The organism is Salinivibrio sp. PR919, from assembly GCF_001995355.1.
GTDB lineage: Bacteria > Pseudomonadota > Gammaproteobacteria > Enterobacterales > Vibrionaceae > Salinivibrio > Salinivibrio proteolyticus.
In genome coordinates this window covers 1-20,473 of sequence record NZ_MUFL01000065.1, presented here as the reverse complement: position 1 = coordinate 20,473, position 20,473 = coordinate 1, and the positions used below count along the sequence as shown (strand labels likewise).

Below are 20,473 nucleotides of genomic sequence, written 5' to 3'. Positions count from 1 at the left end.
GTAAATAATAAATAGAAGGGCGCGGCATAGAGTAAGTTTAGGTATGGCGAAAGCGAGGCCAGCAACGGGTGATAACCTGCAGCAAAAACAAGGAAGATAAGTAGCGGCACGCCCAAACGTGCTAACGGTGAATGTAACAGCCCCATGACACCTTATATACTGCGTGGCGAGTGTGAAAAATCAATGATTGTGTTTTAGTTATCATAGTTTGCGCATGGTGAAAGAGTGCCAAAATCAGAACCTTAAACAAACAGACTGTGACCAGCCTTGTGCTTTTTCCTCCGATGCGCCATCAAGGCTTGTTATCGATGGGATGGTGGCTCGATGACCTTGGCGCGTTTCCGTTAGATAGCGCAAAACTAATGATTAACTTATCATTTCAAGCGCAATACGCCCAATAAAAAAGCCAAGCGACAAGGCTTGGCTTTGAAGGGGAGTTGACTCGCCGTAGAGAGCCACAAGAAAGAGGACGAAATTACGCGTCTTTCGCTTGCTCAGGCAGGGTAAACACTTGGGTTGGTTTTACCACAATGGAGCGAGTTGACTCTTTGATATCCGCAATCACCACTTCCAGGCTGTCGCCTAGCTTAAACTCAACGTTGCCATCAATGGTCACTGTGCCTGTTTCTTTATCACAGGCAATGCGGGTTTTGTTATCGATGATCAGCGACGATGGAATAAACGCCGGTGCGCCATTTTCGAGTAGGCGAACACGCATACCCGCGCGGTTAATATCAAAGATTTCCGCTGTGTAACGGGTTTGTGCTTCCACTTCTGGCTTTAACAAACGGACGTACAGCCAATCAGCGACATCGCGCTCGGCCATGCGGTGGTGTTTGCGATGACCAGCCAGTTCTTCACCGACCGTATCCGCAGGGGCATTGGCTTCGGTTTCGCCGCGAATGATCGCTTTGAGTAAGCGGTGGTTAATCATATCGCCGTACTTGCGGATAGGCGATGTCCATGTAGCGTAGACATCAAGGCCCATCGCGTAGTGAGGAGCAGGCTCATGACCAATTTCACTGTACGCTTGGAAACGACGCAGGCGGTTGTCGAGATAGGTGCTGTCGAGGCTGTTTAACCAACGGCGCAATGCGCTAAAGCCTTCAACGGTTGCCAAGCTCTCGCTCTCGGCTTCTCCGTCATGGGCTTTGACCAACTCGACCACATCGTTCAGCTTGTCACTGTTAAAGCCTGCGTGAGTATTAAAAATACCGAAACCGAAGGATTCACGCAGTTTGCGACCTGCACAAATGTTAGCGCTGATCATCGCCTCTTCAACGATACGGTTAGCGATGCGGCGCGCGTCAGTATGAATCGCGATCACATCGKTATCTTCGCTGAGCTCAAAGCGATAGTCAGGGCGATCGGGGAAGGTCACCGCATGCGTTTCACGCCATTCAATGCGGGCAAGTGCAAACTGGTGCAACTGATGGATTTGATCCGCGATGTCGCTGCTCTCTGGCTGCCATGCCGCCTGTTCGCCTTGCTCGATGTAATCCGACACCTTGTCGTAGGCTAGCTGGCCGTGTGATTGGATCCATGCAGAGAAGAACTCGGCGTCATCGGCAATGGTGCCATCGGCAGCGATATTGAAGGTACAGCAAAGCGCCGGGCGTTTTTCGTGGGCACGTAGTGAACACAAGTCGTCACTCAGATCGCGAGGCAACATTGGGATGTTGCGACCAGGCAAGTAAATGGTGAAGCCGCGGCTGCGGGCCACTTGATCAAGGTCGTCATCCGCATCGATATACGCAGTCGGATCGGCAATCGCAACTGTCATGGTAAAGTCGCCTTGCTCGTTGGCTTTTACATATAACGCATCGTCCATATCTTTGGTCGATTCGCTATCAATGGTCACGAAGGGAAGCGCGGTCAGATCGCGGCGCTCTAAACCTTGCTCTAACATCTCCCATGCCTCTTTAGGCGCAGGCTCTTGGTTTGGTAAGTTATGTTTTGCTAGCGTGACCCACCAAGGTGCAATCTTGTCATTGGCATCGGTGATTTTTTCACTGACTTGGCAGAAGAAGTTGTCGTCGCCTTTGAGTGGGTGACGGATCAGGGATGCGACAACCCAGTCTCCATCTTTGAGCTCGTCTTGCGATAAGCCGCGCTGGGTTTTGGCACGAATCGCATCTTTGATTTGCGGATGATCCGGCACAATATTGAGACGGTTACGAATCCACTGGACGCGACCAATAAAGCGGTCAATGCTTTGCTCAATCAAGGCATCCGGCTCTGCGACCTCACGCTCTTTTTCTGTGCGAACGAAGGCTTCAACACGATCACCGTGCATCACTTTCTTCATATACGGTGGTGGAATAAAGAGGCTGGTTTTATCGTCCACCTCTAAAAAGCCAAAGCCTTTTTCAGTGGCTTTCACCGTTCCCTCTTTCTTGGGCAGGGTTTCTTGGATCTGTTGCTTAAGTTGCGCTAGCAGGGGATTGTCTTGAAACATAACATCGGTCTCGGTTTTCGAATCGCCACACTATACGTATTCGCTCACCCAAAACCAACCCGTGACCGGAAATTGCTATCGATGGTGTGGTATGTCGTGGATCCAAGTGAATCGCCAGTAATCGGTTGATGCGTAACCATACAGGGATTGTATGCGAGATAAACAATGTGCCACATGAGTGCGCGAAAGCGGCAAAATTTGTGAAGTTGTTCAACTTTTTCTGGCTTTTTTCGCCTGAATAGCGCAGAATGCACACCCTTAATTACCGAGGCCCGTGGCGCTGGTGACTTACACTGTGAAAGAGCAGTGTAGCTGGTTGAGCAGAACGCTGAAGGGGCCCCGTTTCGCTACACTCATAGATTGGGATCCCAATGCAAGAATCTGTAACCAAATTTCGCCAGTTAGATCTGGCCGACACCCTTTTATCTGCACTTGACGCCATGGGCTTTGAATCGCCAACACCGATTCAAGCTGCGTCTATTCCTGTGCTGCTAGAAGGCCGTGATGCGCTAGGTAAAGCGCAGACGGGTACGGGCAAAACCGCGGCGTTTTCTTTGCCGCTGTTGAACAAAGTTGATTTAAGCCAGCATAAACCTCAAGCCATCGTGATGGCGCCGACTCGCGAGTTGGCCATTCAGGTTGCCGCTGAGATGAAAACCTTGGCGCAAAACATCAAAGGCCTCAAAATTCTTGAGATCTACGGTGGTGCGTCGATCGTTGATCAAATGAAAGCGCTGAAAAGCGGCGCGCACATTATCGTGGGTACCCCAGGTCGTGTGAAAGATTTGATTAACCGCGATCGTTTGAAGCTGGATGAAGTACATACCTTTATTCTCGACGAAGCTGACGAAATGCTCAAAATGGGCTTCGTAGACGACGTCACTTGGATCATGGAGCAAGCACCTGAGTCGGCACAACGCGTGTTGTTCTCTGCCACCATGCCTCCAATCGTTAAACAAATCGTTGATCGTTTCTTGCGTAAGCCTGCTCGCATCGACGTTGCGGGAAGCAACCGTACGGTTGAGAAAGTTGAGCAACAATTCTGGGTCGTGAAAGGCGTAGAAAAGGACGAAGCGATGAGCCGTCTTTTGGAAACGCAAGACACAGACGCATCGATTGTGTTCGTTCGTACTCGTCAAGATACCGAGCGTCTTGCGGACTGGTTGTCTGCACGTGGCTTTAAAGCCGCTGCGCTGCACGGTGATATTCCACAGTCTCAACGTGAGCGTACGGTTGACCACATCAAACGTGGCGTGATTGATATTTTGGTGGCAACTGACGTTGTTGCGCGTGGTCTTGATGTGCCACGTATCACCCATGTCTTTAACTATGACATTCCGTTTGATGTTGAATCTTACATTCACCGCATTGGTCGTACCGGTCGTGCTGGACGTGCAGGTAAAGCGATCTTGTTGGTACGCACCAACCAGATGCGTATGCTGCGTACCATTGAGCGTGTCACTCAGACGCGCATGGACGAAATCCAGTTGCCGAACCGCGATAAAGTAGCGGAATCTCGCGTAGCCCGTTTGGCTAGCGAACTGGCTGAGAAAAAAGATGCTGACTCAATCGCACCTTTCGTCAGCTTGATTGAACAGCTACAAAACGACATCGAAGTTGATGCGACTACCTTAGCGGCGATGCTACTTCAGCGTCAGCAAGGCAAGCGTCCATTGTTCTACAAAGGCCCTGATCCAATGATTGCGGCGATGGAACGTGAAAACCAACGTCGTGAGCGTCGTCGTGATGATCGCCAAAATGGTCGTGATCGCCGTGAAACCAACCCTGCAGACTGGGATACCTATCAGTTAAGCGTGGGTCGTGAGCAAGGCGTACAAGTTAAAGACATCGTGGGCGCGATTGCTAACGAGCTGGGTCTAGATAAAAACAACATTGGTGCGATCAAACTGGCACCGGGACACACTTACGTACAGTTGCCTAAGACCATGCCAAAAGAAGTCTTTGCGCAGCTTCAGAAGCTACGTATTCGCCAGAAAGAAACCAACGCACAACGCGTTGAAGGCAATGTGATCCGTGACCGTCGCCCAAGCGATCGCAATGGCGGTGGCCGTGGTCGTCAAGACCGTGACAACCGTGGTCGTGGCGAACGTCGCTTCAACCGTGACCGTGGCAATGATCGCGGCTCATTCCGCGGTGAGCGTCGCCAAGCGCAGTAAATAATAGAAAGCCGGGTAGCAATGCCCGGCTTTTTTGATCCATGTCTGCGACGTAATGCCTTGTTGGCAGGGTATTAACGACGCTGATATGCCTGTGGCATTGTGGGACATTCCCGATGTGCCAGCTATATACTTTTAACGGTGCGCGGTTTAATGTGCACTTTTACCGTTGTCGCCTTTAATGGCGTGATAACGCGAGTGGTTCGAAGGGCTTGCAGGCCACTGGCGCGTTAATGATGAGTTTCCCATGTCATGATTAACTTTCAAAACACACTGCGTCTATTGGGCATGCCTATTTTATGGATGGGTATTGTCCAATTTGTGTTTGGACTTCTGTCGCTATTCCTATTTCGCGATCATGTGTCGACACAGTTTTTTTATCCCTCTTTACTGATGATGATGGCCTCTTTGGTTATCTCTTGGCTATTTCGCAAAAGTAAGTTAAGCCAAGTCACCTTCCGTGATGCCTTATTGTTCTCGACCTTTACGTGGATTTTGGTCGGTATATTGGGTGGGATCCCGATTAAACTGGTGACTGGGGTGAACTTTTCGGATGCCACCTTTGAGTCGATCAGTGCACTCAGCACTGCTGGTGCCACCGTACTCAGTGGGCTAGATGACATGCCCGCCTCTTTCCTGTTGTATCGCCAGTTTTTACAATGGATGGGCGGACTTGGCGTCGTTATCTTTGTAGTCGCGGTGCTACCCATGTTGAACGTGGGCGGGATGCGGCTGTTAAAAGCAGAAACCCCAGGACCCATCAAAGACGAGAAATTGTCCCCGCGGATCTCCAAAACGGCCCACTATTTATGGGGCGTGTATGTGGTGATCACGTTAGCGTGTGCCCTTGCGTATTATTTGGCGGGGATGAGTGCTTACGATGCCATTGCCCATAGTTTCTCAACCGTTTCAACCGGTGGCTTCTCGACCCATGATGCCAGTATGTGGCACTTTCAAAGCCATTTGATGTTGATGATTTCCAATGTCTTTATGCTGCTTGGCGCGATTAACTTCGGTTTGCACTTTCGTATTTTTCGCATCGGTTGGCGGGGTGTGCGTTTGTATTTCGACGATGAAGAATCACGAGTCTTCCTCATTGTCGTTGCCTGCTTATCCCTGATGTTGGGATTGTATTTATACGGTGAATCACGCTATGAATCGGTATGGGTTGCGCTAAGCTTTGCCGCGTTTCATGTGGTGTCTTTTATTACCAGCACGGGGTTTGGTGCTGCTGACTTAAGCTCTTGGCCTGCGGCGACGGGATTGTTCTTGGTATTCTGTGCTTATTTGGGCGGCTGCTCTGGCTCTACCGCCGGCGGGAACAAAATTATTCGCGATATCATCACGTTTAAAATTATTCGTCGCCAGTTGCACCAATTGATTCATCCCTCAGCGATGCTGCCGATCCGTTATCAAGACAAAGTCGTGTCCAACGACGTGACGCAAGCGGTCATGGCCTTTATGTCTCTGGCTGCGCTGACCACTGGCGTTTTCACCTTGTTGATGATGATGACAGGCCTCGACTTTTGGTCTGCATTTACTGCGGTCGTCGCGTGTATCAATGTATTGGGCCCAGGTTTTGGAGAGGTTGGCAGCAACTTCCAGCCGGTGACTGATACCGGTATTTGGATTCTCAATGCCGCAATGATTTTGGGGCGGTTAGAATATTTCACCGTCTTGGCTCTGTTTATGCCGCACTTTTGGCGTTGGTAAGCCCGCGTTTAGGCGGGCTGTTCAGTCTCCGTTGCCATTAGGGCATCGACAAATTCACTGATATGGCGCTGCTCGGTATACGGATTAAGGAACACGGCTTTTTCGCCGGGAATAAACAAGCACTGGCCATCGGTGTCGAACTCCGTGTGGGCAATGGATTCAACCCAATTGGTATGAAGCTTTCGACCTTGCCGAGCCAAAAAGTGCTCGCGGTGAAATAAGCTGTGCTGGGTAATACTGTCGATACGCGCGCCTAACTGATGGAGTTTTTGCTCGCGCTCGAACAGGGTATCCACATCGAGGTTATCAGCGGGTTGATACAGGCGAAAGGCCACTGTGGGCCCCAAATTCTCTCTCGCGACCACCTTGCAATAAGGTAAATCGCTCAATCGTCCCTTCAGATACTCCGCATTTTGTAAGCCATGCGCAATCATAGTCTGATAGCCTCGCTTGCCCAGCATATTAAGCGCACAGTATGCACCATAAGCTCCCGCTGCACCGCGAGAACACTCAATGGTAGATTGCAAATGGGTATGGGTGGTTTTGCTTGCTTCAAAATAAGAGAAATAGTGAGGGTCTTGTTTGAGGCATTCCATATCTTCGCTATTTTTGAACATCACCAAACTGGAGGTGTAAGGGACAAACCCCCATTTTTGGAAATCGATCGTGATGGAGTCGGCATAACGCAGACCACGGATCCGCGGGAGCAAGGCAGCGAGCTTTTGCGCGGTCACGGTGTTAATGCCGAGCGGGTTGTCGTTAAAGTCGTAATCATTGAACATGATCAGTGGCCAACCGACGGCCGCATCCACATGGATATGAGGCTTGCTGACGACGTTATATTGCTGGCAAGCACGTTCTCGGATCTGATACACGCGTTCAATGTCATCAATTGCAAAAGTGTCTGTGGTCCCAAAGGTGAGTAAGATGGTGGGAACTGCTAGCCCTTGCGCCAAACAGCCGTTTAAGGTGTAGGCAAAATCATCCAAATCCATCCGGTTACGCGCATCGACTTTGACGCGAAGCACTTGATTGGGAATATCTGTCCCTAACAGGCCGAGGTTCGTCATGTTGGAGTAGTGACCGGCCAATGAGTTAATCATCCGAAAGTCTTGCCCTTGTAGGCCACGCTGCCCGGACAGCGGAAACTGTTTTCTCAGCCCAAGCAAGTAACCGTAAAGGTTGCCAAAGGTGCCACCTTGGGTAAAAAGCCCCGTGGCGCGTTGGTCATCATAACCAATCAAGTTGGCGACTTGGCGGACGATAGTTTGCTCAAGCTCTACCGACAACCCCGCGTATTCGCTATATACCAAGTTTGGATTGGCCAAAGTAGCCAGTAGTGCGCCATGAATGGCAGGGTCACAGGGCGCGGTAATCACATTTTCGACCGCTTGCGGTGCGGTCCAATCTTTGGAGTGTGTCGCTGCGTGTAAAGCGAGCGGCGGAAAAATATGATGACTCAGGTCACTGTGGCTCGGCACATGTTGTTGCTCAAGCAAATGTATATCGGGTGACGTTGGTGCGGGGAGCATGCCTTGCTCGAGCCACTGGGCTAAACCCGGGGTACGATAAATGGGCCAGCGGTTTGGGTCGCGGTTAAAAAAATGTGCCCGCATGGTTTGGTAATGTTTAGCAAATGTGGGGGTGATGGCATAGCCGTCGGGGTGAGCACTAGACATAACTACATCTCCAACTGCGAAGTCAGGCAGGGGGCCCTGCCTGACGATAACAACAACCGAATAAAGCGTAAGGGTGCTTGTGCCGCTTGAAACGGACTCCGTGCAAAACTACTGCAGTTTAAAATTGGATACTAAGCGATCAAGCTCCTGATTCGATTGTGATAATGAGTCGGTTGCGGAAACGGTTTGTTTGCCGCTCTCGACTAAGCTGCTCACCATGTCGCGAATCGAGAGCATGTTTTTACTCAACTCCTCCGCTACGGCACTTTGTTCTTCGGTCGCGGTTGCGATTTGGGTGCTGACATCATCAATTTCACGCACGGAGGCGCTCATGATGGTCAGGCTGTTTGAGACTTCCGACGTCTTATCGGCCGTGCTTTGACACTGCTCTTTGGTTTTTCCCATCGCCTCAACCACGCTCGATGTGCCATCAAGAAGGGCAGTAAGCATATCTGAAATTTCGGTTGTGCTGCTTTGCGTGCGCGCGGCGAGGGCACGAACTTCATCGGCAACCACCGCGAACCCACGGCCTTGCTCACCGGCCCGCGCGGCTTCAATCGCGGCGTTAAGGGCAAGCAGGTTGGTTTGCTCGGAAATTTCCCCGATCACATTGAGCACGTCGCTGATTTTGTTTGCATCCTGATTCATGCTGGTGATCCGGGCCGACATATCTTCCACTTCATCTACCAGTGCACTCACGGTGACGACGGCATTGTCGACCACTTCAAGCGATTGACTGGCTTCTTTACTGGCCGATTCTGTGATGTCATTCGATTGCGAGACGTTATGAGCAATACTGCGTGCACTTTCACTCATCTCAGTAATCGCGGTCACCACTTGTTCGGTTTCTGCCGAGTGCGCCTCGAGAACAGACTCGTTTTCTTGGGTGTTTTGCGACAGCTGAGTGATGTTGCTCGAAATCATTTGACTGGCTTGGGAGACCTTCAGCATCATATTTTGCAGGTTTTCGACAAAGGTATTAAAGCCGCGGCTGATTTGGGCCAAATCATCGTTGCCATTGACCTCAAGTCGTGCGGTGAGATCGCCGCTCCCTTTGGAGAGATCTAACACCGCTTGTTTCAATTTGATCAGTGGGCGGTATGAGTAATTGATGATCAGATAGATCGCTGCCAAGCTCAGCGCCAGCAGGATGATCCCCGTCACTAAAGATTCAATTTTAGCACTGCGAATGTCTGCCAACGCCGTTTGCTGATCCACAAACACCATCAGCGTCCAATAGCGATTTTCCGTGAGGTTAACGCGCTGGAAATAGCCATCAAAATTAATGCCCATATAGGGAAAGCTCAAGTGACCGCGCTCATCGGTGCGGAACATGTTTTCCATATCACTGAAGGTGGCACTGACCTGAGAGGGCGTTTTGCCGATATCGTTCGGATCATCACTAGCAAAAAAGACTGCGTTTTGATCGGTAAGTGTCGCGGCTCCACCGGCAAAGCGCATATTGCTTACCTGAGTGATCACGCTTTCCAGTGGAATGTCACCAAGCAACGCACCGATGAAACGGCCATTTTCAAACACGGGGGCGACCGCGCTGATCACCTTACCGCCAGTCACTTTGTCGGTATAAATACCGGTTAAGTGAATGGATTGATCGGCTTTGACTTGCCGATACCAGTCGCGATCGCGGAAGTTGAATTGGTTGGTGGTCACACCATCGCCCGAATGATTCGACATAAACGAATCACCGGTTTCATACGTCATGATCACATTGGCGATACCGGCGGTGTCTGCCAACATCCTCACTTGTGCCACGTTTTCTTGCGCGGTGAGGCCCGTTGTGAAGTGATTTGCACCTTTTTCAATAGCCGAGAGTTGCGAGGTAACCAACTGCTCTAACTCTGTGACATGGTGATCAAGTTTGTTTTGTGTTTGTGTGGTGAGTGACTCAATCATTTTCTCTCGTAGCGAGAGCGTATTGAGTGTTCCCAACACCACGAGAGAGACGGTCACCAACAGACCGACCCCCACCATAATGCGTGATTTAAACCCCAACGTCATAGTTTTTACCCCTTACTGAGCTAACGCTTGTCTGTCTAAAAAGTAAGGGTGCTTCCTACGGGCGGTAATCGTACACTGTCCGCTTTTCTATGCGGTTTTTATTATGGTTACCGCGGAGTCACCCAGCCAACACCGTTTTAAAGTTAGTTAAATGTTCGGCAACTCGCCAAATAATGAATGCTTTTTGATAAGAATAACAGTAGAGCGGGTTGGTGGATTTAGCTAGTCGAAATGACAAAAAAATGTATGACAATTTGGCGTTACTTGTGTGCTAGAGGTGTAATAAAACACAGGCATCTTTGCTGTTTTAAACAGATGATTTATTGGCAGGGAGAATAACTGGTTTAAAGTCGGTTACTTTTATCCGTGCGGAGCGCTTTGTGTAAACGCGCCTTAATAGGCGCGGGATGATTAGCTGACAGGGGGTTCTTGTTCGGGAATGATGAAGGCGTCAGGTTGGGCTCGATACTTTTCGACACATTCGAGGTAGAAGTCCCGTTGCCATTCAGTCAATGCATACGCTTCTTGCTCGAATAGGCTCGATTCTGCTTTGTTGTTGACCACTTTCCAAACTGCGTAGGCGGCTTGTTTGTCGAGTTCTATTTTTTGTTTTTCATCGGCAGGCAGGTTCGCCAAATTAATGTCCATAGGGGGCTCTTGTGTTTGGGCGCGTAGTCGCGATCCTAGCGAAGTCGATGCCACACGGCAAGATTAACTCGCGCTTAACGGCAGGCTGACATTCGTCGGTCGTGGCTTGTTACCCTTGCAGCCAATGCTCTTTTTTCGATTGGACACTAGGATGACGTTTAACCAAGAGGATCGACAAGCCCTCTATGACACGTGGATGTCGTACAAAGCCAAAGCACGGATCACGCAAATTGAAATGGCAAAACGCTTAGAAGTCAGCCACCTTACCTTTTCTCGTTGTATTCATGGCGATGCCACACTCGATAGCCGTTTTGTGTTCGCATTTTGTCAAGCGATGGGCGTAGAGCCCAACAAAATCTTACCCAGCCTGCGCGAGCGAGAACAAGCGTACCAAGATGTGTTGGTAACCAGTAAAGTCATTGTCGACGGCGACATTGAAGCCGTGTACTACGAAGGTAACCAAGTGATTATTGAATACCGTAAACCACTGGTGGCATCAGCTGAATCGTCGTTTGAACGGGTTTCGTGAGGGGCGAATGGGCTCAGGCGGTTTGGGGTCAGGACGCTGTGGGAGCTCAGCCATAATCGCGGCGCGCTGATCGTCGGTCATTTTGCCCCACGCAATGATTTCATCGAGGGTACGCTTGCACCCTACACAAACATCTTCTTCACGGCGGCACAAACCAATACAGGGCGTTAACACGACAAAACCTCGACAGCATAGACAGAACAAAAAGGGCAGGCCAATGACGTGCCTGCCCGTCTAGTATACCGCTCAGCCTAGCGTGTGACCATGCCGCGAATTTGTTTGGCACGCTCTTCATCTGTCGCGTCAGAGGGGGCGGGCGTGAGTAAGGCCTTTTGGCAGGCGGGTCTTTCTGCCAGCGTATCTAGCCACGCTTTTAAGGCATCGAGCCCCGAAATATCAATGCCGCTCCACTCATGAATGCGCGCCCAAGGCCAGGTGGCCATATCGGCAATGGTGTACTCTTCGCCGGAAAGGAACGGATGTTTTTGCAACTGGCCATCAACCACTTCGAGTAGGCGTCGCCCCTCTTTTTGATAGCGTTCGATTGCCGCTGGGATTTTCTCTGGGAAATAGCGGTAAAACACATTCGCTTGGCCCATCATGGGCCCAACTCCACCCATTTGAAACATGAGCCACTGGATAGTTTGCGAGCGCGCTTTAGGGTCTGACGGTAGAAACTGCCCCGTCTTTTCCGCGAGATAGAGCAAAATGGCACCGGACTCAAACACGGCAAAATTGTCGTTGTCCTGATCGACAATGGCAGGAATACGACCGTTGGGGTTAATCGCCAGAAATTCCGGTTGTTTCTGCTCGTTCGCCATTAAATCGAGTGCATGCAATTGATACGGCAGCCCCATTTCTTCCAAGGCGATCGCGACTTTGTAGCCATTGGGTGTGGCGGCTGAGTAAAAGTCAATCATGTTAGCTCTCCCTGTCAGTGAACCCTCAGTATTGACACGATAAAGGGGAAGATCAATCCTCGCCAAGCTGCTGCGAACTTGGCCATATAAGTGACATTGTCACACCATCTTGGCTGGCGCGATTGCTAGCCACGAGTGTCGCTTGGTGAAAGTCTGCTATCAGACGCGCAATGTAAAGGCCTAAACCGAGATGCGGTTTGTCTGATTTATGCGACTCTGACCGCACGCTAACCATCGATTGGAACAGCTGATCACGCATATGTTCGGGCAGTAGCGGCCCAGCGTTACTTACTGTGATAGTAATATGCTCAGCGTCAAGGCTCAGCGCAAGATCAATCGGGGTGGCGCCATCATCAAACTCAACCGCGTTGGACACGAGCTTATCCAATAACTGCGCGAGGTAGTCAGGCACAGCGAATACGCTGACGGTTTGCACTGGTAGCGTGATGTTAAACCGATGATCCGGATACGCCAGTTGATAGCCTTGCCCGCAGCCTTCTATCAGTGCATTGAGATTGACCGGCTCTTTATCGGCATTATCAAAGCTTTGTTCAAGGCGTGTGGCTTCGGTTAAGGTCGATAAGATCCCTGCAAGGCGTTGCACCCCGTCTTGGGCGCGGTTGATGTAGGTGAGCTGGTCAGGGTCCGCTTGCGTATACGCCATGTTTTCCAATGACGACCGCACTACCGCAATGGGCGTTCTCAGCTCATGGGATAAGCGAGACGACATTTTTTCAAGGTACTGGTTATAGCCAGCAATGCGTCCCACCATGTCGGTGATGGTTTGGGTTAGTAAACCGRTTTCATCGTGGCTGGTTGCCGGTGTGATTGTGCCCGTAACTCGCCCTTGGCTATCGATAGCATGATTAGCTTCTTGTTGGAGGCGACGCAGACGTTTGGCGATATGCGAGCCGAATAACAGCAGCAAGAGCACGCCGGTACAAATCACCGCAAGCATCACAGAAAAGAGGGTTTCGAGGGCCTCATTACGCAGGCTACGGATCCCGTTGGTGGTCTCTTCAACAATCACCGCCCCCGCTACTTTACCGTCTAACCAAATTGGGTAGGCTGCGGTTAAGATCATCGCTTGGTTGTCATCTGAACTGCGCCAACTGGCGTAAGGTCGCCCTTGTAAGGCTTGCTGCGCCTGTACGCCTTTATAAATCGAGGCTTGTTGCATCGCATCGACAAAATGCTCAGGCGGGGTCACAAGCAGTTTATCGTACCAAGGGCGTAGCAGCGTTTGTGTTATCCAATCCATGACGCCTTGCTGCTCTGGGATCGCTTGGCGAGGTTGCCAGACGCCGGTGGAGGTTTGGATGTCCCCCGCTTTTGCTAGCACGCGACTGTGTTGATCAACCACCCAAACACTGGAGGCGCCATTATTCATCCGCTCAATTAATGCTTGAATGGGGGCCGAGGGCATCATAAAGCTGCCCAGCGTTGCCGCTGAACGTGTCGATGCGGTGCCAATAATCGCGCGTAGGCCGCGGTTAAAAGTGTCGTCTACATCGTAGTAAGCGATGCCGAGCTGCTGGCCGACCCAAGCCGCTGGCAGTTTGATCTCAACTTGATAGCCTTGCTCGGTGGCGCGCCACTTAGCAGCAATGGGAAGTGGTTGGGGCGGGCCTTCGATATTTACGCCGGTGGCATTGTCGGCAAGACCGTTATCAAGATGGATGATTTTTGCATTGTTGGAGTCACGCGCTTGTCCGATGGCGACGCGATAAAACCCTCCTTGCGGTGAGGTGAGTGCCAAGATGAGGTGATCTTGACTGTCGATATCGCCTGTCGCTTGCGGCGTGGCAGGGGTGCTATCGATAATATCGAGCGCGAAATACACCGCAGTATCGGTGCTGCCACTCATGATCGCCAAAGAAAGCGTGTCACTATTGTATGCACCTTGGCTAAAGATCAGTCCGTTGCGTTGATAAAGGCGCTGATGATGGCGATAGGGTTGCCAATCCTCTAAGTTGCCATCTAAGCGGATCGGCTGGGTTAAGCGAAATGCATGCAAATCTTTGCCCGGCTCTAAGGTAGAGGGTGGGGCATGCTGGGTAAATAAGCTGGGGCGATCGTTCATCCCCATCGCAAAGGCCCGGGCAGTGCCCATTAGCGTCTGCTCTTGACCTTGGCGTAAAACACTTTCCATCTCCCACACGTACTGGTAGCCCAAATAGGGCAGCAGCAGCAGAAAACTCGAGAGAATCACAATCTTGGTACGGATCCCGGCCAGCCCTTCTCGGACCCAGCGACGTCCTTTTAAGCCATAACGACGTAGTCGACTCAGGCTCATGGGTGTTCCTCATCCCAGCGATATCCCATGCCATAGACGGTGCTAATGCAATTAAATTGGCTATCGACGGCAAGAAACTTTTTACGGATCCGTTTCACGTGCGAGGTAATGGTGCTGTCATCCACCACCGCGTGCGCTTCATCCATTAGTGCTTGACGGCTTTTTACATGGCCCGGACGTTTAACCAAGGCATGAACCATCCAAAACTCGGTCACAGTGAGATCGATTAAAGTGTCATGCCAGTAAACGCGCATCCGATCCAAGTCAAGATTCAGCGGGCCACAATGCAGACTCGTTATTTGGCTAGCCGGCGCTTGGGCCAAGAGATCACTGCGGCGAAACAAGGCGGCAATGCGTGCCATCAGATGAGGTAGTGAGACGTCTTTGGTCAAGTAATCATCGGCGCCCATTCGCAGTCCCACCACAGTGTCAATGTCACTATCCCGAGCGGTTAAGAAGATAATCGGCACTGTTGCAGACATCGCACGCAAGGCTTGGCATAGCGCAAAGCCGCCGTCAATTTCATTCCCCAGACCAATGTCGATAATGGCTAAATCGGGTAGACGCTGCTCAAAAGCGGTTTGGGCGGATGGACGATCGGCGTAGGTATTGACCTGATAGCCTTGGTGACGAATCACATCGGCATAGTTATCGCGAATGGCGGCTTCATCTTCAACAATTGCTATCTGCTTCATGGTACGGGATAGGTAACGAGTGTTGCAGTGACTATACCCAAACTCAGCGCAGAGAAAACCCCTTTTGCCGGATTCCGCGCAATTGCCATTTTTTTGCCACAATTGATCGCCACATTGCCATTTTTGCTCCCGCAAAATGCCTGAGCGGCTTGTTTTAATGTCCTCATCGCCAGCACGGCACAACAAGCACATTTTCGAGGACATTATGGATATCAAAAAAGCACTCACACACTCTGTATTCGCGGTTTCTATGTTTGTCGTGGCAACTCCACAAGGGATGGCCGCCACACATGTTGAGCGAGACAAAAAACCAGAACTGATCGGGATGGGCAGCGGCGCGGTGGCCGGCGCGTTAGTGGCCGGGCCGGTCGGCGCAGTCGCGGGGGCGATTATCGGCACCGTGATGGGCCAGAACGCGAGTTTTGAAACTCTTGCGACGGAGCAGCAAGATACGATTGAAACCATGAATGCGAAAAATGAGCAGCTGAGTCTTGTTACGCAAAAATACAACGAAGCTCAATTAGAGCTTGCCCGCTTGCGCTCCGAGCAACATTCTATCGAGGATATCGACTTAGCGATGAATATTCAGTTTCGAACCAGCTCGGCCGACATTGAACCTCACTTTATGATTCAGCTCGATGAGCTGGCAGGCTTTATTCAGCAAATGCCGGATGCGCAATGGCAATTGGCCGGGTATGCCGACCCACGGGGTCGCAAAGCCTACAACCAAGCGCTGTCAGAGCAACGTGTGCAAGCGGTTTATGACTACTTGGTATCAGTGGGAGTCGATCCGGCGCAGCTAGATACGGTTGCGTATGGAGACAGCCAGCCCTTGGCCGACCAAGCCGACAATGAAGGCTTTTTCTTTGACCGTCGCGTCACCCTTTCACGCGTGAAAGGTGGGCAAATGGCACAGGCACAGTAATCGTCGCTTTATCGTTTTGGGGCTGGGCTACCATGCAACGGCCTAGCCCATCGCAAATGTTAGAGACTTATCTTCGGCAACCAAGGAAGACACCATGATTCGACAGGCAACCCTTCACGATATCGATGCCATTTGCGCTTTGTGTGAGCGCTGTCAGCCTGACCCACTTCCGTGGCGTCAAATGAAGAAAACGCTCACCGATCTGATTCACGCCGAGGATGCCAACGTGCTAGTCGCTGAGCTTTGTGGATTGGTGGCAGGCGTGGTGGCGTTCAACGTGATCTTACAATTGGATAAATCCAACCATGTCGGGCGCATCAGCACCATTATGGTGGATGAACACTTTCGAGACATGACCCTCGGCCGCCAGTTACTCAGTGCCGCGGAGACCTGTTTGCAGGCAAGAGGGTGTGATCAGATTGAAGTGGTCCCAAGTTATCACAAAGCCGATGCGCAAAGCTTTTACCTGCACTGCGGTTTTAAATTGACCCCAGAGCGACTGATAAAAGCGTTAGCAGCGTAGCTAAGCGACAAAGGCTTTCTCTTTACCACTTTGCGGGTTGGGGAGCGTGGTTGGCCATTCGCCGGTTGCTTCCCACATCAACAAGGCTTGTTTGGCCGCAAGACCGCCCCCGTAGCCAATCAGCTGCCCTTGGCGACCAATAATACGATGGCAAGGAATGATGATAGAAATCGGGTTCTTGCCATTCGCACCGCCTACCGCTTGGTTGGCTTTTGGGTTACCAATGGCGTTGGAAATGGTCTGATAGCTGGCCGTTTGCCCATAAGGAATCGCTTGTAGAGCTTGCCACACCCGTTGCTGAAAGGGCGTGCCTTGTGGGGCGAGGGGCAAAGAGAAGTGCTGGCGCGTGCCATTGAAGTAACCATCCAGCTGACGACATGCTTCATCCAGTACCCGTTGGGCGGAGTGAGACGATGCATTAACGGCTTGCGGTGCGCGTTTAGGCAAATACAACCCGGTGAGTCCGTCGCTATTTGCGGTTAGGGTTAACTCACCGAGTGGTGATGCATAAGTGATTTGGCTCATAACACATCCTTGTGGTTGTCACTTAATTAGTTGGTGTGCTGGTTACAATACGCGCAAGCGGTTAAAAACGCTTGTTCTTGGAACTGCTTAAGGCCGAGTTCTTTTAAGCTCACATCAACCGGGTGACGTTTTAGGGTTTGCTTCATTACGCTGCTTGGCAGCACCTCAGCATCCGTTCCCTCAATCAGCTGCAACGCGGCTTCTAGCTTGAATCCAGCACTGCTACCAGCAAATTTGCCTTTGGTTGGGCGCTCGCGGATCACAATCTTTTCTACCTGATAGTCTTCGACCAGCTTGCTCATGGTGCGATGAAAGTGTTGGATGCTTTCTTGCGCTTCAGGCTTGGCAACGGTGATCTTTTTTGCGCGGCACTCAGGCACAGAAAACAAGCCGTTGTCGCTGTCTAGCAATACAATGTTCGCTTCATTGGCTTTTAAATCAACAGCACAAACTCTCATGATGATCTCTCTGTCTTAATCAGTAAGGGCGGGCAGTATACGCAAAAGGTCTCGCGTCGTCACAGGATTAACCTTACTTGCACGGGCGAGTCTGTCAATAATGTCGATAAATTCGTCCATACGGGTTTTTTAGCACCACGCTGGATAGCAAAGAGCACGGGGTTCGGGAAGAAGCACCGCCTTGGCGTAACGGCGTTCGCGGTTTGTAACGCGCTGCGGCGAATCGTGCGAGTGTGTTATACTCGCGCGCTTTGCTTTTGTATTGCCTGAGTTCTTTATGCAGATTATCGCCCAACACACCGATGAGCGCGTGTTACCGCTCGACAACAAAACCATTATCACACGCCATGCGGCCCGAGCGATTGCGCTGCAAGGGGATGAGATCCTTTTGATGTACACCGCACGCTATGATGATTATTCGTTACCCGGTGGCGGTATTGACGAGGGTGAAACCGCAGAGCAGGGGATGATCCGCGAGCTACAAGAAGAAACGGGTGCACAACATATTCGTGATATTCGCCCGTTTGGCTGCTTTGAAGAATACCGCCCTTGGTATCGTGACGGCGCGGATGTGATGCACATGTTTTCTTACTGCTTCTACTGCCAAGTCGATCGAGAGCTTGGTACTCCCACGTTTGAGCACTACGAGATCCATAACGGCATGCGACCTGTGTGGGTGAATTTGTCTCACGCGATCGCGCACAACAAAGCGGTGATGGCAAACAGCGACAAAGCCGGGCAATCGCTGGTACGTGAAACCATGTTGCTCGAAATGATTGCTCAGCAGCGTGAGAACACCCAACAAGCCACAGCGTAGTCGATAAGGAATGCTTCATGGACAAAGAGCAACTGATTAAATTGGCCAATATGCGTATGCCGTTTGGCAAATACGCAGGCCGTGTATTGATTGATCTGCCTGAAGAATACTTACTGTGGTTTCAAAACAAAGCAGAATTCCCCGACGGCGAGCTCGGGGAGCTGATGCAATTGTGCTTAGCATTAAAAGTTGAAGGCCTAGAAAGCGTCGTTAAGCCTTTAAAGCGGATTTAACCTGTCTCAACCCAAACAGTCAGGCCACCAGCCTGGCTGTTTTTCCCTTATCTCACGCTGGTAACGAGGAGCAAGCTATAGGCTGCTTAAATTGTTTTTGCCCCAAAACTCGTTAGGCTTTTTGCTCTTAACATTTACTATCTGCTTAATTTGACCGAATTGATCTAATATCTGTAACATGTGGTCAAGTATCTATAAGTTGATCTCTATCCAGTATTGGGGAAATTATGGAAGAAAACGTACTAATTGATGATGCGGCTATCGATTTGTTTGAACACAGAGCTGATGAGTTGATTCTTTCAAATAACCGAGATGAACTTATCGGCTTTGTTTCAGATATCGATAAGCCTTTCTTTGTTTTTGATAATGACTTTATTGAAGCAAGGTATTTCTACACGTTAGCTAACTGCTATTCAACAGTTCACAGCTACTATAATACTGAATGGCACTCCGAAGATTTAAGCAAAGCTGTAATTAACTACCGAAAAGCTCTATACATCATAAAATCKAATACGTATCAAAACGCTAATCACATAAATTTACGCAGCTGTATCGAGACAAACCTAGCAAACTGGCTTAGTTCTCAAGGGCGTAGTCTATGCTGTATTCCTCATTGGGACACTGCAATTGAACTTAACACTAACCCTGTTGCAATTATAAATAAAGCTGAAAACGAGCTTTTTATTGCTCGACACGTCTATGATGAATCTCATGCTTATTATCACTATTTCAAAGCGTATCAACTGATCTGCTTGGGGTTAGAATATGTTGATTTACTACATGATGAACAAAAGATTGTTTATGCAGAAGGTGGTAAGTTCTTGGATTTTAAAGCTTGGTTTGAATCGAAGTTTAAGCTATCTGATTTTGATGGTTATGAGACTTTCAAAGATAAAACTGAAACACGTAAACAACACGATTATTTAACGTGGTGCGGTGATAATCGCCTATTCCTTAATGACTTAAATGACGTAAGTAAAAAAGAAATTGTTTATCAAGACGTATTCACAATGCCTAGCTTCTCGCAAACGATTAATACATCATTGGCTATGCATGAAGATCTGGTCTATCACGGTAGCTTTGACGAAATAAAAAATGATTATTGCTATGCACGTTATTTGATTTTTTCAGCTCAAAACATACCTAGTAATCAAGAGCATTTTTTCAATAAAACGTATCCACACGTTGATGACTTAGCTCATACAATAACCAATTTAAAAGCGCATCATTATAAAAGTGCTTTCAGAACATTATATTCAATTTTTGATAAAATTGCTTATTTCCTAAATTCATTTTTCGACCTGAATAATGTTGATGCAAGAGTGTACTTCCATAATATCTTTGGTGAATTGAAAAATGGCAAACTGAAACCACATAAGAAGCTTGTTGATAGTCAAAACTGCTTTGTGCACGCTCTATTCTATATTCTTAAAGACATTCGAGATTCAAACCAGAAAGGTGGAAATCTCGATACAGCTTCAAGATGGTTAGATCCTGATGCTGAGGCATTTTCTGAGATTAGAAACGCAATGGAGCATCGTTCTCTCAAGATTGTTGATGAGTTTGGTCATTCTCTCACAAAGCGTGACATTGAGCTTCACAAACATCTAGAAGAAGAGCTTAAAGATGAAGCTGTACTCCTCAAATCTAAACTAAAAGAGCTTTATATCGATATAGCCAAAGCTAAGAAAGCGGATGATACCGTTTTAAAATCTGAACTGGAACAACAAAAAAATCAGCTAAACAGTAAGCTGGAACGTGTTAACGAGATGCTTCATGATAAACACAAACGTTCTAGTTACTCCCTACTCATCACTGACACTGAGTTTGAATCTCGCCTATTCACACTCATAAAACT

Annotated in this window: 18 protein-coding genes; 8 read left to right on the top strand and 10 right to left on the bottom strand. The window is 49.6% G+C overall.

The window, feature by feature from the left end; translation table 11 throughout:
- Positions 1-475 precede the first annotated feature (475 nt).
- Positions 476-2,458 carry an exoribonuclease II gene (locus BZG83_RS12150; protein ID WP_077480873.1) on the bottom strand — a complete coding sequence of 661 codons (1,983 nt, stop codon included), beginning with the start codon at positions 2,456-2,458 and terminating at the stop codon, positions 476-478.
- Positions 2,459-2,829: 371 nt separating this feature from the next.
- Here BZG83_RS12150 and BZG83_RS12145 point away from each other — a divergent pair, with 371 nt between their 5' ends.
- Together BZG83_RS12145 and BZG83_RS12140 are read left to right on the top strand one after the other, a co-directional pair.
- Positions 2,830-4,635 carry a DEAD/DEAH box helicase gene (locus BZG83_RS12145; protein WP_077480871.1) on the top strand — a complete coding sequence of 602 codons (1,806 nt, stop codon included), beginning with the start codon at positions 2,830-2,832 and terminating at the stop codon, positions 4,633-4,635.
- A 252-nt stretch (positions 4,636-4,887) separates the two neighbouring features.
- Positions 4,888-6,348: a TrkH family potassium uptake protein gene (locus BZG83_RS12140; RefSeq protein WP_077480869.1), complete on the top strand. Its 1,461-nt coding sequence runs from the start codon at positions 4,888-4,890 to the stop codon at positions 6,346-6,348.
- Positions 6,349-6,356: 8 nt separating this feature from the next.
- Here the strand turns inward: BZG83_RS12140 and BZG83_RS12135 are convergent, their stop codons facing one another.
- From BZG83_RS12135 to BZG83_RS12125, 3 genes are all read right to left on the bottom strand, one after another.
- Positions 6,357-8,027 (bottom strand): pyridoxal phosphate-dependent decarboxylase family protein, encoded by a 1,671-nt coding sequence (locus tag BZG83_RS12135; protein WP_077480867.1) that lies wholly within the window; start codon positions 8,025-8,027, stop codon positions 6,357-6,359.
- A 108-nt stretch (positions 8,028-8,135) separates the two neighbouring features.
- Positions 8,136-10,046, bottom strand: a complete 1,911-nt coding sequence (locus BZG83_RS12130; protein WP_077480865.1) for a methyl-accepting chemotaxis protein — start codon at positions 10,044-10,046, stop codon at positions 8,136-8,138.
- Between the two features lie 411 nt (positions 10,047-10,457).
- Entirely contained in the window at positions 10,458-10,694 is a 237-nt protein-coding gene (locus BZG83_RS12125; RefSeq protein WP_077480863.1) for a DUF3283 family protein, read from the bottom strand.
- 151 nt (positions 10,695-10,845) lie between these two features.
- On the opposite strand from BZG83_RS12125, the gene BZG83_RS12120 reads away from it, so the two are divergent.
- Entirely contained in the window at positions 10,846-11,223 is a 378-nt protein-coding gene (locus tag BZG83_RS12120) for a helix-turn-helix domain-containing protein (RefSeq protein ID WP_077480861.1), read from the top strand.
- On the opposite strand, the gene BZG83_RS17170 is transcribed toward BZG83_RS12120, so the two are convergent.
- The 4 genes from BZG83_RS17170 to pdsR all read right to left on the bottom strand — a co-directional run bounded on the left by BZG83_RS17170 (position 11,191) and on the right by pdsR (position 15,134).
- Complete coding sequence (locus tag BZG83_RS17170) at positions 11,191-11,397, bottom strand: DUF1289 domain-containing protein (protein WP_198532242.1); 207 nt, start codon at positions 11,395-11,397, stop codon at positions 11,191-11,193. The two genes, BZG83_RS12120 and BZG83_RS17170, sit on opposite strands and share 33 nt — an antisense overlap.
- Before the next feature lie 77 nt (positions 11,398-11,474).
- Positions 11,475-12,143: a glutathione S-transferase family protein gene (locus tag BZG83_RS12110; RefSeq protein WP_077480859.1), complete on the bottom strand. Its 669-nt coding sequence runs from the start codon at positions 12,141-12,143 to the stop codon at positions 11,475-11,477.
- Between the two features lie 52 nt (positions 12,144-12,195).
- Positions 12,196-14,439: a proteobacterial dedicated sortase system histidine kinase gene (pdsS, locus tag BZG83_RS12105; protein ID WP_077480857.1), complete on the bottom strand. Its 2,244-nt coding sequence runs from the start codon at positions 14,437-14,439 to the stop codon at positions 12,196-12,198.
- Positions 14,436-15,134 carry a proteobacterial dedicated sortase system response regulator gene (gene pdsR / locus BZG83_RS12100; protein ID WP_077480855.1) on the bottom strand — a complete coding sequence of 233 codons (699 nt, stop codon included), beginning with the start codon at positions 15,132-15,134 and terminating at the stop codon, positions 14,436-14,438. Before pdsR ends, pdsS begins: the two co-directional genes overlap by 4 nt.
- Positions 15,135-15,339: 205 nt before the next feature.
- Between pdsR and pdsO the strand changes: the two genes are divergently transcribed.
- On the top strand, positions 15,340-16,059 hold the full coding sequence (pdsO, locus tag BZG83_RS12095; protein WP_157891185.1) for a sortase-associated OmpA-like protein PdsO: 720 nt from the start codon (positions 15,340-15,342) through the stop codon (positions 16,057-16,059).
- 94 nt (positions 16,060-16,153) lie between these two features.
- Positions 16,154-16,582 carry a GNAT family N-acetyltransferase gene (locus BZG83_RS12090; protein ID WP_069588709.1) on the top strand — a complete coding sequence of 143 codons (429 nt, stop codon included), beginning with the start codon at positions 16,154-16,156 and terminating at the stop codon, positions 16,580-16,582.
- On the opposite strand, the gene BZG83_RS12085 is transcribed toward BZG83_RS12090, so the two are convergent.
- Both BZG83_RS12085 and BZG83_RS12080 read right to left on the bottom strand, forming a co-directional pair.
- A complete protein-coding gene (locus tag BZG83_RS12085) occupies positions 16,583-17,107 on the bottom strand; it encodes a methylated-DNA--[protein]-cysteine S-methyltransferase (protein WP_077480851.1) in 525 nt (174 codons plus the stop codon).
- Between the two features lie 26 nt (positions 17,108-17,133).
- Positions 17,134-17,565, bottom strand: coding sequence for a DUF3010 family protein (locus BZG83_RS12080; RefSeq protein ID WP_077480849.1), 432 nt, complete (start codon positions 17,563-17,565; stop codon positions 17,134-17,136).
- A 277-nt stretch (positions 17,566-17,842) separates the two neighbouring features.
- On the opposite strand from BZG83_RS12080, the gene BZG83_RS12075 reads away from it, so the two are divergent.
- The 3 genes from BZG83_RS12075 to BZG83_RS16900 form a co-directional block, all read left to right on the top strand.
- A complete protein-coding gene (locus BZG83_RS12075; protein WP_069591215.1) occupies positions 17,843-18,382 on the top strand; it encodes an NUDIX hydrolase in 540 nt (179 codons plus the stop codon).
- Positions 18,383-18,399: 17 nt separating this feature from the next.
- A complete protein-coding gene (locus BZG83_RS12070; protein WP_077457216.1) occupies positions 18,400-18,615 on the top strand; it encodes a DUF3820 family protein in 216 nt (71 codons plus the stop codon).
- A 227-nt stretch (positions 18,616-18,842) separates the two neighbouring features.
- Positions 18,843-20,473: LA2681 family HEPN domain-containing protein (locus tag BZG83_RS16900; RefSeq protein WP_108744060.1), on the top strand; the 1,631-nt coding region annotated here is incomplete at its 3' end.